The organism is Melghirimyces thermohalophilus (genome assembly GCF_900102685.1).
Lineage (GTDB): Bacteria > Bacillota > Bacilli > Thermoactinomycetales > DSM-45169 > Melghirimyces > Melghirimyces thermohalophilus.
In genome coordinates this window covers 1-13,816 of record NZ_FMZA01000014.1, presented here as the reverse complement: position 1 = coordinate 13,816, position 13,816 = coordinate 1, and the positions used below count along the sequence as shown (strand labels likewise).

Annotated in this window: 18 protein-coding genes; 14 read left to right on the top strand and 4 right to left on the bottom strand. The window is 51.7% G+C overall.

All coding sequences use genetic code 11. The features are described 5' to 3' along the window. The first annotated feature begins 180 nt into the window (after positions 1-180). From BLP91_RS11070 to BLP91_RS11050, 6 genes are all read left to right on the top strand, one after another. Entirely contained in the window at positions 181-765 is a 585-nt protein-coding gene (locus BLP91_RS11070) for a DeoR family transcriptional regulator (RefSeq protein WP_176757945.1), read from the top strand. Beyond that, positions 750-1,211 (top strand): FixH family protein, encoded by a 462-nt coding sequence (locus BLP91_RS11065; RefSeq protein ID WP_091570903.1) that lies wholly within the window; start codon positions 750-752, stop codon positions 1,209-1,211. The genes BLP91_RS11070 and BLP91_RS11065 overlap by 16 nt, the downstream gene beginning before the upstream one ends. Before the next feature lie 5 nt (positions 1,212-1,216). Then, positions 1,217-1,855 (top strand): SCO family protein, encoded by a 639-nt coding sequence (locus BLP91_RS11060; RefSeq protein WP_245662238.1) that lies wholly within the window; start codon positions 1,217-1,219, stop codon positions 1,853-1,855. A 167-nt stretch (positions 1,856-2,022) separates the two neighbouring features. Continuing rightward, positions 2,023-2,190, top strand: coding sequence for a hypothetical protein (locus tag BLP91_RS16775; RefSeq protein WP_176757944.1), 168 nt, complete (start codon positions 2,023-2,025; stop codon positions 2,188-2,190). A 192-nt stretch (positions 2,191-2,382) separates the two neighbouring features. Next, positions 2,383-3,330, top strand: a complete 948-nt coding sequence (coaA, locus tag BLP91_RS11055; protein WP_091570901.1) for a type I pantothenate kinase — start codon at positions 2,383-2,385, stop codon at positions 3,328-3,330. 116 nt (positions 3,331-3,446) lie between these two features. Then, positions 3,447-3,671, top strand: a complete 225-nt coding sequence (locus BLP91_RS11050) for a hypothetical protein (protein ID WP_091570898.1) — start codon at positions 3,447-3,449, stop codon at positions 3,669-3,671. Positions 3,672-3,757: 86 nt separating this feature from the next. Here the strand turns inward: BLP91_RS11050 and BLP91_RS11045 are convergent, their stop codons facing one another. After that, entirely contained in the window at positions 3,758-4,918 is a 1,161-nt protein-coding gene (locus BLP91_RS11045) for a S8 family peptidase (protein ID WP_091570896.1), read from the bottom strand. A 522-nt stretch (positions 4,919-5,440) separates the two neighbouring features. Here BLP91_RS11045 and BLP91_RS11040 point away from each other — a divergent pair. The 6 genes from BLP91_RS11040 (at position 5,441) to BLP91_RS17295 (ending at position 8,934) form a co-directional block, all read left to right on the top strand. Then, positions 5,441-6,505 (top strand): type III polyketide synthase, encoded by a 1,065-nt coding sequence (locus BLP91_RS11040; RefSeq protein WP_091570893.1) that lies wholly within the window; start codon positions 5,441-5,443, stop codon positions 6,503-6,505. A gap of 6 nt (positions 6,506-6,511) precedes the next feature. Beyond that, positions 6,512-7,090 (top strand): isoprenylcysteine carboxyl methyltransferase family protein, encoded by a 579-nt coding sequence (locus BLP91_RS11035; protein ID WP_245662237.1) that lies wholly within the window; start codon positions 6,512-6,514, stop codon positions 7,088-7,090. Positions 7,091-7,238: 148 nt separating this feature from the next. Next, complete coding sequence (locus tag BLP91_RS11030; RefSeq protein ID WP_091570888.1) at positions 7,239-7,463, top strand: ChaB family protein; 225 nt, start codon at positions 7,239-7,241, stop codon at positions 7,461-7,463. A 73-nt stretch (positions 7,464-7,536) separates the two neighbouring features. Beyond that, positions 7,537-8,238, top strand: a complete 702-nt coding sequence (locus BLP91_RS11025) for an AzlC family ABC transporter permease (protein WP_091570885.1) — start codon at positions 7,537-7,539, stop codon at positions 8,236-8,238. After that, positions 8,235-8,537, top strand: coding sequence for an AzlD domain-containing protein (locus BLP91_RS11020; protein WP_091570882.1), 303 nt, complete (start codon positions 8,235-8,237; stop codon positions 8,535-8,537). Before BLP91_RS11025 ends, BLP91_RS11020 begins: the two co-directional genes overlap by 4 nt. 274 nt (positions 8,538-8,811) lie before the next feature. Then, a complete protein-coding gene (locus BLP91_RS17295) occupies positions 8,812-8,934 on the top strand; it encodes a hypothetical protein (RefSeq protein WP_281220560.1) in 123 nt (40 codons plus the stop codon). A gap of 414 nt (positions 8,935-9,348) precedes the next feature. Here BLP91_RS17295 and BLP91_RS11015 read toward each other — a convergent pair whose 3' ends face one another. Further along, positions 9,349-10,713: a M28 family peptidase gene (locus BLP91_RS11015; protein WP_091570880.1), complete on the bottom strand. Its 1,365-nt coding sequence runs from the start codon at positions 10,711-10,713 to the stop codon at positions 9,349-9,351. A 100-nt stretch (positions 10,714-10,813) separates the two neighbouring features. Beyond that, positions 10,814-11,329: an isoaspartyl peptidase/L-asparaginase gene (locus tag BLP91_RS11010; RefSeq protein ID WP_245662236.1), complete on the bottom strand. Its 516-nt coding sequence runs from the start codon at positions 11,327-11,329 to the stop codon at positions 10,814-10,816. A gap of 69 nt (positions 11,330-11,398) precedes the next feature. Between BLP91_RS11010 and BLP91_RS11005 the strand changes: the two genes are divergently transcribed. Together BLP91_RS11005 and BLP91_RS11000 are read left to right on the top strand one after the other, a co-directional pair. Then, entirely contained in the window at positions 11,399-12,016 is a 618-nt protein-coding gene (locus BLP91_RS11005; RefSeq protein ID WP_091570876.1) for a hypothetical protein, read from the top strand. Positions 12,017-12,276: 260 nt separating this feature from the next. Next, the gene (locus BLP91_RS11000; RefSeq protein WP_143003535.1) at positions 12,277-13,335 is read left to right on the top strand and encodes an acyltransferase; all 1,059 of its coding nucleotides are present in this window, start codon (positions 12,277-12,279) and stop codon (positions 13,333-13,335) included. A 182-nt stretch (positions 13,336-13,517) separates the two neighbouring features. Here BLP91_RS11000 and BLP91_RS10995 read toward each other — a convergent pair. Continuing rightward, a partial coding sequence (locus BLP91_RS10995) for an IS3 family transposase (RefSeq protein WP_143003534.1) occupies positions 13,518-13,816 on the bottom strand: 299 nt, incomplete at its 5' end.

Sequence of the window (13,816 nt, the reverse complement as noted above, 5' to 3'; positions counted from 1 at the left end):
CCCTCATTGATTCATCTGTTGTGGGTTTATGTGATCGATTGAGAAATGATAACCTCAGTCATCGGATTGTCACAATTCTTTTAAGGGGGATGACTGATGAACCCTTGCCGATAACGGTATACTACCATGAGTAGGAGCTTGTGGTTTTTTGTTGATTGTTTCACATCAGGGGGGATGAATATGTTGCCTGCGAAACGGCGAGAACGGATTCAGCAAATGGTTCAGGAGCAACGCCATGTAAAGGTTTCTGATCTCAGCCGAGCATTGAAGGTTTCGGAAATGACCATTTACCGGGACCTGAAACCCCTGTTGGAAGAGGGGAAAATCATCAAGGTGCACGGTGGGGTGATTTGGGCAGAGGAATCTGTTTCTTCTTCGCCGGCTAATGAGTGTGTTTTATGCGGCAGCCAGACGGATGTACGTTTAGCTTACCGTCTTTTGTTACCAAACCAACAGATGGAGACGGCTTGTTGCCCGCACTGCGGATTGATTCGTCACCGTCAATTGCAGGAGAGGGTGGTGCAGGCGATGTGTCAGGACTTTTTTACACAAACCACGATTCCTGCGGCACAGGCGTGGTATGTGCTGGGTACTGAGGTGGATCTCCGTTGTTGTCAACCTCAGGTGTTGGTTTTTGAACGTCGGGATCATGCAGATAAGTTTGTCAGAGGATTTGGTGGAAAGGTTCTTCCCTTTGCGGCTGCGATGGATGCCATTCACCACCAGATGGAACAGGGAGCGGATGGTTCATGTGCAAAATCATAAGAGAAGCGAACTTCGACGGATGGGTTCGGTGGCTTCTGATTCTGCTGGTGGCGGGTTTGGCCGCCTGTGGCCAAGCGCCGGAGGAACAACAGAAAACTAGCCCCCCGAAGGAGTCCTCACAAACCCAGACACCCCCCAAGGTGGAATTTGCTCTACCCGATTCGGCTATTGCAGGAGTAGCGACCCCCCTGGAGGTGACCGTCACCCAAGGCGGGAAGCCGGTGAGTGATGCTGACGATGTGCAATTTGAAGTGTGGAAAAAGGGCGCCGACCAGAAGGAGCATGAACAACTGCCCGCGAAACATGTGGGCCAAGGGGTTTACCAGGCGAAAAAGACCTTTGCCGAACCGGGAACCTACCAGGTGATGTATCATGTGACCGCCCGTGGCAGTCATGTGATGAAGCCGGCCCGAACCTTGGATGTGGAAGCGGATGGGAAGGAGTGAAAGCGATGCAGCCAAAACGATTGTTGTGGGGATTGGGGCTTTTGGGAATGGGTCTCTTCATCGGGATCCTCTTCCTGTTGGTACAAGCCAACGCGCCGGAGTCGACCCCCGATGAGAACACTTCTACGGAAAAACAGCCCCTTAACTGGAAGGTGGAGGATTTTACATATACGGACCAAAACGGTGAACCCTTCACCCGCTCCGATTTGGAAGGGAAAGTATGGATCGCCGATCTGATTTTCACCAACTGTAACACGGTTTGTCCGCCGATGACCGCCAACATGGCTCGGTTACAGAAAAAAATGAAAGAAGCGGGTGTTGAGGCGGAAATCGTCTCCTTCAGTATCGACCCAGAGCGGGATACACCCAAGGCGTTAAAACGTTTTGGCGAGAAGCATGGTGCGGATTTTTCCAATTGGCACTTTTTAACCGGCTACTCTTTTGAGGAAATACAACAGTTTGCCGATGCCTCTTTCCATATGAACCTTCAGCACAACCCGGACAACGATCAAGTGATCCATGGAACCGGTTTTTATCTGGTGAGTCCTAAAGGTCGAGTTTTGTACCAGTATAATGGAATGAAGCCGGACCTGGAGGAGATCATCAGGGATATCCAGGATCTTCACGAGACAAAAGGAGAATGACAGGAAGAGAGGGATGCCGCCGGTATTCCTCTTTTTCGTATTCCTGTTTATTTTTGTGGCGAAAAATGTCGATCAAAATCGCGTGAGCACGTTTGGTTACGGTGCGTGATGGGTAAAAGTTAAAAAATCTGGATCTTTATCACGTCGATTGGCATGGGAGGATGCAAATGATTCGTTGTCCGCTGTGTGGAAGCCGGCAGATGATGCATGCATACGATGGGTATATGGATTGCATCAGTTGTCACTGGCATACGATAAAACCCCCGGTGAAGATTGTGTTTACCTACCAAGGGAATCGCGTCAACAAGCGGATCGAATACATAAAAGCCCGTTGACCAGCGCAATCGACACAGTGAGGAGCCCTTCGGCTTTCTTTCCATAGAGATCAAGCCTTGTTTGGAGAGGATTGGGTGTGGAAAAGCCCTGGTGATTGTGTCATAGTAAATAAATGAGATATTTTCGTTCGGATTGGTTTTATTCGAAAGCGGTTCTACCCGGTGGCCGCAAACAAAGGAGTGACAGAAACCATGGCAACCACGGAATATTTTTCCCCTTATATCACTTTTGACCGGGATCAGTGGAAGCGTTTGCGGGCTTCAGTGCCGTTGCCGCTGACGGAAACAGAGCTGGAAAACCTCCGGGGAATCAATGAAAACCTCTCCCTGGAGGAGGCATCGGAAATTTATCTTCCTCTGTCCCGCCTGTTAAATTTGTTGGCTACCGGTAACCGCGAGGTGTATGAGACAACCGGTGTTTTTCTCGGGGAGTTTTACCCCAAGGTCCCCTTTATTATTGGTGTGTCCGGCAGTGTTGCTGTGGGCAAGAGCACCACGGCTCGAGTGCTGCAGGCTTTGTTGCGCCGCTGGCCGGGTCATCCGCGGGTCGATCTGGTGACGACCGATGGCTTTCTATATCCCAATTGGGTGTTAGAAGAACGGGGATTGATGAAACGAAAGGGGTTTCCTGAGAGTTATGATCTTCGTCGCCTGATCCGTTTTCTCGCCGATGTAAAGGCCGGCCGGGACGAGGTGACGGCTCCCCTATATTCCCATCTGGTCTACGATGTCCTACCGGACCGACAACAAGTGGTCCGTCGCCCTGATATCCTGATAGTGGAAGGGTTAAATATCCTACAAAATACTCCTGTGGACAATATGTCTTCCCCCTGTGTGTTTGTTTCCGATTTTATCGATTTTTCGATTTATGTGGATGCAGAGGAAGAAGATATTGCCCGCTGGTATGTGGAACGGTTCCAGGTTCTCCGAAAAACCGCCTTCCGCAACCCGGCTTCTTATTTTCACCGTTATGCGGAATTGAGCGAAGCGGAAGCGGAGCAAAAAGCTTTATCCATCTGGCAGGAAATCAATCGGGTCAATCTCAGGGAAAACATTATTCCTACCCGGGAGCGAGCCCGCCTGATTATGACCAAGGGCCCAGATCATTCCGTGCAACAGGTACGGTTACGAAGGATGTAAACTGGATCCATCGACTCTTCATGTGAAAAATATGGAAGATATTACAAAAAACAGACAGAAATGGGGATGCTGTTACGAAATATTTTTATAAGTAGATATTGAGGAGATGAAGTCGATTGGATATGGTTGCGAATCGGCGCATGGTGGAGATTCGGTCGATGATGCGAACAAAGACCCGCTTCTGTGTCAAATTTGAATGGGATGAAGAGCGGCTCGTACTGGAAAAAGCCGTGTTGTTGCACGTCAACCCGAAATCTCGGCAAATCCTGGTAGAAGATCAGCTGAAGCGGTGTTATCATTTGCTGCCCTTCGGCTGCATGTTGGATATCCAACTCATATAACCTCTGGATCTCATTTTTGATGACGGAATCATGTGACTCTTATTATAAAGAGCCGGGCTTTCGCCCGGCTCTTTGGTGACATGCGTTTAATAGTTGACAGCTTGGTTGGCGTTGATCCGCCCGTTTTCCCAGTAGGTCCCCGTGCCCGAAATCGGGTCGGCTGTCTGCTCGATGGCGGAGCGGACTTCCGAAGCGCTTCTTTCTTGGGAGGCGAGCAGCCCCGCCAATCCCGCTACATGGGGAGTGGCCATCGAGGTGCCGCTGAGGCTTTGATAGTCGCCGCCTGGATAGGTGGACAGGATGTCCACACCTGGCGCGGCGATATCGACCCAGCTGCCGTAGTTGGAAAAACTGGCCTTGGAGTCGTTGGAGTCGGTGGCAGCGACGGCGATCGCATCACTGTAGTAGGCGGGATAGCTGGGGGTCGGTAGTCCGGAGTTGCCGGCGGCGGCAACGACGACTGATCCTTTATCGGCAGCGTACTGCACCGCTTCCTCCAAAGTTTGAGCACCGGTGGGGGCTCCCAAGCTGAGGCTGATCACTTCCGAGCCGTTGTCCGCGGCATCGATGATACCCTCAGCGACGGCATCCAATGAGCCGCTCCCGTTGGCATCCAATACACGAACAGCGTAAATGCTCACATTGGGCGCCATACCAGCGATGCCGACCCCGTTATTGGTGGAAGCGGCGGCGATGCCGGCACAGTGGGTGCCATGCCCGTTTTCATCCATCGGATCTCCATCGTTGTCCACGAAGTCCCCGCCTTTGATCACTTTGCCGGAAAGGTCAGGGTGGTCGTAGTCGACCCCGGTATCCACAATGGCAACCTCAACTTGGTCGCTGCCTTTGGTGACGTCCCAAGCGGCAGGGGCTTCCACCTGTTGCGGACCCCATTGCTGGTCGAACATCGGGTCATTCGGCGTTTCATAGGTGTGGAAGGTGATGTTGGGTTCTGCATACTCCACATCGTTGTTTTGTTCATAAATGTCGATCGCTTGCTCCAGGGAGGCATCCTCCACTTTGACGACCTCAAAGCCCAATTGCGCATTCCGGTTTAAGACCTCGGCATCCGCTTTTTTGTGGAGGGCGGACATGGCAGCCGAAGGAAGACCTTCTTTGTACTTGACAATAATTTCATCGGTGTCAGTAGTCCCCGGCTGCGCCGCGCCAACAGAGGGAATGGACAGAGAAACGGCCAGCATGAAGGCGAACAGAATGGACAGGTAACGCTTTTGTCTGATTGTCATTCACTCCTTATACTGATTTTGCACTAGTTTTTAGCGCGATTATAATATTCGATCTATTTTTCCGATTCCCTCTTTTTCTGCAAAAATTTTTTCTTTTTATAGGAATAAAAATAAGTATGTAAGGAATTTAAAGCTATAAAATGGTAAAACGTCAATCTCTTTTTCAGAAAAAAGTTGGAGCTTTCTTATGGGAAATGGTATAATATTCCCCGAACTCACTCAAAACCATCTGCCAACTCCTTTCGAACGTTACGTTCGCTGAGGGGAAGCCGTACGCCTTCGAGCCGTACGGTTTTTCCATTTTATAGACATCTTCAACAAAGCATCGATTTCCACCTTCATTTGGGATTTACGAAAGTAGGGTGCTTGCGGGAAGTGGGTTTCAAATGGGACCACTGGCTGGATGTCTGTTACTTTCAGTTACACTTGTCCACCGTGGATGCTTCTAAACCGATGGCGCATGTTACCAGCGAGAAGGGACAAACTATCGGATAGTACCCGTTGATGGAGCGGAGGATAGCCATGCCGCGGATATTGTCCATAGGGACTGCGGTCCCGGAATACACCTTGGAACAGGAAGAGGCGAAAGATTTTGCTGGTCGCCTGTTTCGGGATTCATTTCAGAATATCGATCGCTATCTGCCGATCTTTGAACACGCCCGAATTCGGAGTCGGCGCTTAAGCCGACCTCGGGAGTGGTTTGATAAGAAGCGGGGATTGGCTGAACGGAATCAAGTGTACATGGAGACCGCCTGCCAGCTGGGGGATGAAGCTGTACGCCGTTGCTTGGCTCAGGTTGGACTTTCCCCGAAGCAGGTGGACCATCTCTTTTTTGTATCCACCTCCGGCTTGGCCACCCCTAGCATCGATGCCCGCATGGTCCATCGACTGGGGTTGGATTTTCATGTGAAGCGGACACCGATCTGGGGATTGGGCTGTGCCGGTGGAGCCTCCGGACTGGCTCGTGCGTACGAATATACCCGTGCTTTTCCAGATAGTTTGGTGGTGATGCTGGCAGTTGAGTTGTGCAGCCTCACCTTTCGTCCCAATGACCGATCCAAGAGCAACTTTGTGGCTACCTCCCTGTTTGCCGATGGAGCGGCTGCGGTTTTACTGGCCGGAGATGAGGTAGCTCTTCCCAAGGATATGGAGAGTCAACCGCAGGTGGTAGACACGATGACCACCACTTGGCCCGATTCTCTGGATGTGATGGGTTGGGACGTGACTGATGACGGGTTGAAAGTGATATTTTCCAGGGATATTCCCGGGATCGTCCGAAAAGAGGTGCGGCCGGTGTTTCGGGAGTTTCTGGAACGGACGGGGGTGTCTCAGGAGCAGATTAGCCGCTACATCACCCATCCCGGTGGGGTGAAAGTGCTGAACGCTTACCAAGAAGCCCTGGGATTGCCGCAGGAAGCGTTGGTCCACTCCCGTGGAGTGCTTCGTGATTATGGCAACATGTCTTCAGCTACGGTTCTGTTTGTGTTGGAGCGGGAGTTGAAGGATCCGCACGACCCCGGGGAGTACGGGGTGATCACAGCCCTGGGACCTGGATTTAGCTCGGAATTGATGTTGATTCGGTGGTGATGGGAGATGGGCATGGAGAACGGCTGGTTTTATATCGCGATGGCGGGGTTGCTGCTGCAAAGGGGTGCGGAACTGATCCTTGCCCGTAGACATGCAGACTGGATTCGGCAACAAGGCGGATACGAAGTGGGTCGGTCCCATTATCCCTTGTTGGTGGGAGTCCATCTCCTGTTTATCGCCGCACTGTTTCTAGAGGTGACGCAAGGGAGAGCCGAACCCCCGCACTGGTGGCCAGTCCCCTTTGCGCTGTTTATGATGGCCCAGGTCCTCCGCATCTGGTCGATCCACTCCCTGGGCCCTTACTGGAATACCCGAATCCTGGTGGTGCCAGGCCGCTCACCAGTGGTCAGCGGCCCGTACCGATATCTCCGCCATCCCAATTACCTGGTGGTCGTAGTGGAATTATTAACCCTTCCCACAGCCTTTGGTGCCTATTTCACCGCCATCTTTCTGTCCGTGCTCAACCTGTTTGTCCTTTTAAAATTTCGTATTCCTGCCGAAGAACAGGTGTTGATGACCGAAACTCCTTACGGGGAGGAGATGGAGGGTCGAAAACGCTGGCTGCCGCGCTTACGGCAAAAATGATCGTGGTTCGCCCTCCTTGAAGGAGGGTTTTTTGCTCAAGAGCAGACCGTTTCATATACGTCTTGTCTTTATTGAACGGATTCGGTTTAATAAAAGGAGTGAATCGATTTCTGTTCGATGAGAGAGCAGAGATTATAGGAGTGAAACGATGTCGCAGGATACCGAAGAGTTGAAACTGCACAATCATGTGACGGCTCATCTGTCCAAACGGGCGGCGGCTATTTATTCCTGGGCTTATCAACTGATCTGGGTTCATATGACCGATGAGCTGGCTGAACGGGAAACCATCGCCCATCAAGTGGCTTGGGATCGCTTAAAGGATGAATATCTGAACCGGTCCAGCCGGCTATCCAACTTGAAATCCGGTTTATAGATGGGACGTGTTTTCACCGGTTGTTGGTAGAGACCCCTTAAGGGGGTTTTTTGTATTCAGGGGAGGGAGATATATGTGCACGAAAAGAGAGAGGCCGGAGGGGTTAAAGGGCGTGATCGCTGCGGTTCCGATCATGGTCGGATACTTGCCGATCGCCATCGCCTTCGGCGTGATCGCGCAACAGACGGGAATCCCCTTGATGCCGACGCTTTTGATGTCGATGTTGGTGTATGCCGGGGCCAGCCAATTGATGGCCGCCAATATGTTGGCAGCAGGGGCGGGCGGATTGGAGGTGGTGTTGGCTACTTTTGTGCTCAATTTTCGCCATTTTGTGATGGGATTATCTTTGATGAACCTGCTGCAGCGTTTTCCTTTACGATGGAAGATCGGATTGTCCTCAGGTATCACCGATGAGACCTTTGCGATGACTTCCCTGCGGATTCGTACCGGGGAGAAGCTCACGCCCCGGTTTACAGCGGGTCTGATGTTGGGTGCCTGGTCCACTTGGGTGGTGGGTTCCTTTCTGGGATATTCCCTCTCCCAAGTGATCCCTCCCACCATCAGCGAGAGCATGTCGATCGCCCTTTATGCCATGTTTATCGGGCTATTGGTTCCGGCGGTGCGGGAAGAGTGGCGAGCGGGAGGCGTGGCGTTGGCCAGCATGGGTCTCTGTTGGGGTTTCAGCCAAATGATGGCGAGTGGCTGGGCGATTATTTTAGCTACGGTGTGCGGGGGATTGTTGGGGGCCTTTTGGATGAAGGAGGAAGTGGAATGACAGTATTTTGGATCGTGATCGGAATGAGCCTAGCGACGATGGTTCCCCGCTGGCTGTCGGCCTGGGTCGTGGGGAGGCTGCGACTTCCCGCCTGGGTCCGACGCTGGCTGAACAGCATCCCTTTCGCCGCCCTCGGGGCTCTGGTTTTTCCGGGAATTCTGTCCGTGGAACCAAAGGAGCCCGCCGTCGGCTTGATCGGAGGAATCGTAGCGGCCATCCTGGCCGGTTTCCGGCTGCCCATCCTGTTTATTATCATGGGAGCGATTTTGACGGTGATGGGAATGAAAACGTGGCTATAAGGATCCCAACAGGGGTTGGCCACTCGCTCTTTCTTCGGTGGGGTCTTCTCGTTATCTTTATTAAAACATGCCACACCGAAACCCGATCGCCCATGACCATCCGCGGGTCCGTTTTCAGGCAAGGGGCATCCCCTGTACCTCATACCTTTAGCCTCCGTTATAAATAGGCGGGGGCTTTTGTGTGAATAAGCGTCCAGTTGGTCCACGTGTCCAAACGGATCACCGGCAACAGGCGTAAGGTAAGAAGGAATCATTTGGGAAAGGAGGATGATTGATGAGCTGGTATGGCGGAAGTTCTGGATACGGATTTGGGCTGCGTCGGCTTCTCCTTTATCTGCTGGTGATTGCCACCATTTTCGCCCTGGTGAGTGCCGGATTTGGCGGCGGTGAAGGATAATTGAACGACACGGATGTGTGCCCTCGACGAATCTGGTTTTTCATGGATCTTGCGCGGAAGGAGGGCGTTTGTGGTTTCACGTCTGCTTCAATTTCTGAAACGACCTTGGGTGAAACAGATCCTTTCCTTCTGGAAATTGGCAAGGTCTATCATAGGTAGAGGGTCTTCCCTTTATCGCCTGTTTCGACCTTTGTTTGCCGCGAGAAAGCAGTTTGGATTTTGAGCGTGATCATGACTTTATCGGGAAAAGAGGCTCGCGTACCCATTGTACGCAGGCCTTTTTTTTTGATGCCAGCCTCCTTCGCCATCCGGATTGAAAAATTGTTTGCACGGTCGCATGGGGAAGAAGGTGAGCGGGATCACTTACAACAATAAAATCCCCCCCGGGAAAAGGTTCCCGTCAGGGGGATGCTTTTATTTATGTTGGTATTCCGGGTTGTGGTAACGCTTCTTTTGGGCCATTTCTGCAACCGGGTTGTTTTTGGGCAGCTGGTGGCTGTTGGCCAGGTCGTAAGTGAGGGAGGTGACCAGTGTTCCCATGTGATCCAGGTTGTCGATCTGGATTTTATCCAACGTATCCTCGTCGGTATGGTAGTTGGGGTCCTCGTGGTAATTGAGGAAGGCGACGGGGATCCCCGCATCTTCAAAGGGAACATGGTCGCTCCGGGTGGAGGTGGACCGCTCATAGGGTTCACCGATAGAGCGGACGTAGTTCTCCGCTTGATCCGCCACAAAACTGTCGGCATCCTCAGAGCCGGTCATAATCCCGATGGTTTCGCCAACGCCGACCATATCCAGATTGATCATGGCTGCCGTATCAGCCCGCTGTTGTTCACTGAGGGAGTCCACATAGCGATGGGAGCCGACCAACCCCACTTCTTCCGCACCGAAAAAAATCACTTTCACATGGTGGTGCAGTTTCTGATCCGCCAACACTCGGGCCAATTCCAACAGGGTGGCGGTTCCGGAGGCGTTGTCGTTGGCGGCAGGGGTATCCACTCCATCATAGTGGGCACCGACCACAATTGTCTTCGCCTGTTCCTTGGCGCCCTTTGCAGCGGGGATGGTGCCGATCACGTTTTGGGAGTAGCTGTCCTTCATGTCTACATCGGCCACCATCGTTACCTGGACAGAGTCTTCGGTCTGTACGAGATCCAGGAGACTCTTCCCTTCCTCTTGAGACAGGGAGACGGTGGGAATGTCTGTCGGCTCACCGAGGGTGCCGTTCAGTTCCCCTTCGGTGTTGTTAAAGATGATGGCGCCGGTGGCTCCATTGCCGGCAGCATTTTGCACCTTTTCGTAGAAGTCGATCTCTCCCCGTTGTATCAGGGCGATTTTGCCGTCCACGTCGGCTTGCTCAAAATCCTCGTAACGACCCAGACCGGCATCAGCCAGCTCTCCGCTTAAACCTTCCTCCGGAGTGGGTGGGGTCATGGTGAAGGTGTCGGGATTGAGGTTCTCTTCAATGGGAGAATTTACTGTCAGTTCTGCTCCGTGGCTCAGAAAGGCAGTGATCGGGAATGATTGGCGTTCCACCTTGAGACCGTACTTGTCCAGTTCCTTGGCAATGTAGTCAGCCGCGCGGTGTTCTCCTTCAAAGCCCGTGACCCGGGCGTTGTCCCGGTCTGCCAGCTGCGCGATATGGTAATAAATGCGGTGTTCGGAGACTTTCCGGTCAAAGCCCTCCGTCTGCAGCGGAGCGGCGTAACCGGAGGTGGTAAAGGCGAGTACCATGGTGAGAGCGATTGCGATCATCCAGCCCGGTCGTTTCTTTATCAAAGGATCCCCTCCTTGCGATACAAACAATATTTTCCCCCCCAATCCGTATATTAGAGGAAATCAAAATATTGTCAACATATGGGTGGAAGGAATTTGAAAACTATTTCTCATCTCCCGGGGAGAGGACCACCTTGTAATCTCCCTGTTTATTGATGGTTCCGTAAAACATCGTCGGGGTGGAGTAGGGAGCGGCGAAGTGGCCCTTGGCGTCCAGTGCGATCACCCCGCCGGTACCGCCGAGGGAAGGAAGCTTCTCCTTTACCACTTTACGGGCCGCTAGGGATACCGGCATGTTTTGATACTGTACGAGGGCGGGAATATCTGCTGCTGCGGTTCCCCGGATAAAAACTTCGCCTTTGCCGGTGGCGGAAACGGCGACGCTGCGGTTATTGGCATAGGTTCCGGCGCCGATGATGGGCGAATCCCCCACCCGGCCGACAGCTTTGTTGGTCAAGCCGCCGGTAGAGGTGGCGGCAGCCAGGTTCCCCTCCTGATCGAGGGCGACGGCTCCCACCGTCCCAAAGCCGGTGGCTCCCGCCTTTTTCTTTTTGGCCTCTAACCCCGTAATCGGAACCGTGATGTCCGACCCATTTACCGTATTTTTTAATACATACAAATATTTGACATGATATGATTATTTCTGTATAGTGGCTTTGTATTACAAACAGAATAGGGAGATGATCTGATGATCAGGAAAGCCGCGATTCTTTTTTTTGCCTTGGTGTTGACACCATTGTCAGTTCCTGTTTCTGCTGCTGATCAGACGCTTTCAGAGGAGGCTATACAGGAAAGGTTTGAACAGATCGGTCAATCCTATGATCTCTATGAACCGTTAAACAAAGAAGATGCCGCTTTTGTTAAGAAATATGCAAAGTTTCATAATAACAGGGATGAAGTGGAATCACAGATGACCTTTGAAAAAGAGTTTAGTAAACAGGGTAAAAATACCGAAGAGAGTCTCTGGTTATGGATTACTGGGGAGCTTTATGCTGAACACGATTGGTTTAACAATGTTTTCGGAAAGAGGAATTATGCCTATATCACTTGGAATGATTCGGATGTGAACGTGAGTCGTTTGGATCTGGAAATCAATCACCAGGCTTTCGGTGTAATCGGCTCGGGTGGTATCGGTAAAGTTTACGATGGCACTTTGACATCCCATTGTGAGGGATCTGAGGTTAAATTCTGCGCCCTTGATGGAATGAAGGATTATGCGGCGTATGTCATTTACTCCTATACTTCGGCTTCGGCCACGGCGACCTATAATGACGGGAGAACATTAACTGTGACGGCCGCACAGTGAAGGTTCGACGATGAGTTGAAATTACGTTTTGACCGTCACGATCGGTCCATTTTTTAATGTTAAGACTAGCTAAGTGGAAGCAGCATTGTCTCAGGACACCTTTTGAATCGGTTCGATGTTCAAGAGTGATTCTTCTGAAGACACCTGGTTGATGTTGTTAAGGTAACATTTGTTTGTTTAAGTTTGTATGAAACCCCCGGGTTGAGAGCGAGGGATATGCTATCTTGGTTGCAAAAGAGCGAATCCGGGGGTTTTTCGTGATGGGTACGACCCGTTTTGTTTCTGAAATCAATTTTGTGCGGGCGTTAGCGTGTCTGGCTGTGTTGGCGGTTCATGTGTCGGCAGGGGTGTTTTATGCGGAGGGTTCCTGGGACCCCTTTGCTGCTCTGATCAATCAGATCGGGCGCTTCGGGACACCGGTCTTTGCCGTGATCAGCGGTTTTCTACTCTTCAACCAGGTGAAAAACAAGGGATTCTCCTTGCGCCGATTTATCCGTTCCCGGACGACAAAAATTCTGATCCCCTATCTAATCTGGAGCACGGTTTATCTGTTGATTTTGAAGTATGTTTACCATGTGGACCATTTTGCCTCCCTGAAGCAGGGGTTATATATTCTCTTTACCGGGGGCGCCTTTTATCATCTCTACTTTGTATCTACGGTCATTCAGTTTTATCTCGTGTTTCCGCTTCTGCAGCGGGTGCTCCGCACCGGAAGGGCCTGGTGGATCGGAACCACCGTCGCGTTGGTCGTCAATGTCGCCTTTTTGGTCCCTGAGGTGACCGACTGGCCCGGTTGGATCGGCACGATTCTATCCCATAAGGCGTTTTTGCCTTCCTGGATCTTCTACTTTCTGTTGGGCGGCTTGTTGGCCCATCATTGGACGGGTTTGACGCGCTTTTTCCGGAACCGCACGGGTATGCTGTTTTCTTTTCTCACAGGTGTTCTGGTGACAGCGGGAGCCGTGGTCGAATACCATTGGGCAGGGATGTACGGCTCCCGTCGGTTGGCCAATCTGATCAATATCCCTCTGTTAATTCTGACCGCTTCCGTCCTGTACACTTCTGTGTTCCATCGGCTCCGGATCCGGGAATGGTTTCAAGCTCTCGGCAATCTGGGCTTTGGCATTTACCTGGTCCACCCGCTGGTCATCCTGGTGCTGGTGCAGCTGCTTCCTAGCACCTGGTGGAATCCGTCATCGTTGCCTCTTTTGTTCCTGTTCGTGTTGCTGCTGTCTGTGGGTCTAGTGCAAGTGATCCGATTGCTTCCCTTTCATCAGTACCTATTGACCGTGCCTAGCCGGAGAGCCCGTCCAAACTAGCTATATGGTGATGATCGAGCTGTACTCGTTCGAAAAAGCGTCCCCCCTTCAGGCGGCAGCTGGTGTCCTGTGGAAAGAGTCGTCAGTTGCATGGATCATAGCGTCTTACATCGAAATGCAAAAAACCACCCCCTGTGCACTGGTCAAGCCCCCATTTTGTAGACTCTTGGAAAAAACCCGGGTTAAGCGACAAGTTGGCGTCTGTATTCCACAGGCGTCAACTTTTTTAATCTCCGTTGAATCCGTTGTTCATTGTAAAATTGAATGTACTCCTCAATACACCTTTGCGTTTCAGTAATATCTTGGATACCATGGAGGTACAGAGCTTCTGCTTTCAAGTGGGAAAAGAAGCTCTCGATGCAGGCATTGTCAAAGCAATTGCCTCTCCGCGACATACTGGGTGTTAGGTCCACCCGGTCAAGCATGTCGTGGTACGCTCGGGATGTGTACTGGAATCCTCGGTCGCTATGGAGGATGGTTC

Coding starts and splice junctions, on each gene's coding strand:
- BLP91_RS11070 (WP_176757945.1), top strand. CDS start 181: ATGTTGCCTGCGAAACGGCGAGAACGGATTCAGCAAATGGTTCAGGAG.
- BLP91_RS11065 (WP_091570903.1), top strand. CDS start 750: ATGTGCAAAATCATAAGAGAAGCGAACTTCGACGGATGGGTTCGGTGG.
- BLP91_RS11060 (WP_245662238.1), top strand. CDS start 1,217: ATGCAGCCAAAACGATTGTTGTGGGGATTGGGGCTTTTGGGAATGGGT.
- BLP91_RS16775 (WP_176757944.1), top strand. CDS start 2,023: ATGATTCGTTGTCCGCTGTGTGGAAGCCGGCAGATGATGCATGCATAC.
- coaA (WP_091570901.1), top strand. CDS start 2,383: ATGGCAACCACGGAATATTTTTCCCCTTATATCACTTTTGACCGGGAT.
- BLP91_RS11045 (WP_091570896.1), bottom strand. CDS start 4,918: ATGACAATCAGACAAAAGCGTTACCTGTCCATTCTGTTCGCCTTCATG.
- BLP91_RS11040 (WP_091570893.1), top strand. CDS start 5,441: ATGCCGCGGATATTGTCCATAGGGACTGCGGTCCCGGAATACACCTTG.
- BLP91_RS11035 (WP_245662237.1), top strand. CDS start 6,512: ATGGGCATGGAGAACGGCTGGTTTTATATCGCGATGGCGGGGTTGCTG.
- BLP91_RS11030 (WP_091570888.1), top strand. CDS start 7,239: ATGTCGCAGGATACCGAAGAGTTGAAACTGCACAATCATGTGACGGCT.
- BLP91_RS11025 (WP_091570885.1), top strand. CDS start 7,537: ATGTGCACGAAAAGAGAGAGGCCGGAGGGGTTAAAGGGCGTGATCGCT.
- BLP91_RS11020 (WP_091570882.1), top strand. CDS start 8,235: ATGACAGTATTTTGGATCGTGATCGGAATGAGCCTAGCGACGATGGTT.
- BLP91_RS17295 (WP_281220560.1), top strand. CDS start 8,812: ATGAGCTGGTATGGCGGAAGTTCTGGATACGGATTTGGGCTGCGTCGG.
- BLP91_RS11005 (WP_091570876.1), top strand. CDS start 11,399: ATGATCAGGAAAGCCGCGATTCTTTTTTTTGCCTTGGTGTTGACACCA.
- BLP91_RS11000 (WP_143003535.1), top strand. CDS start 12,277: ATGGGTACGACCCGTTTTGTTTCTGAAATCAATTTTGTGCGGGCGTTA.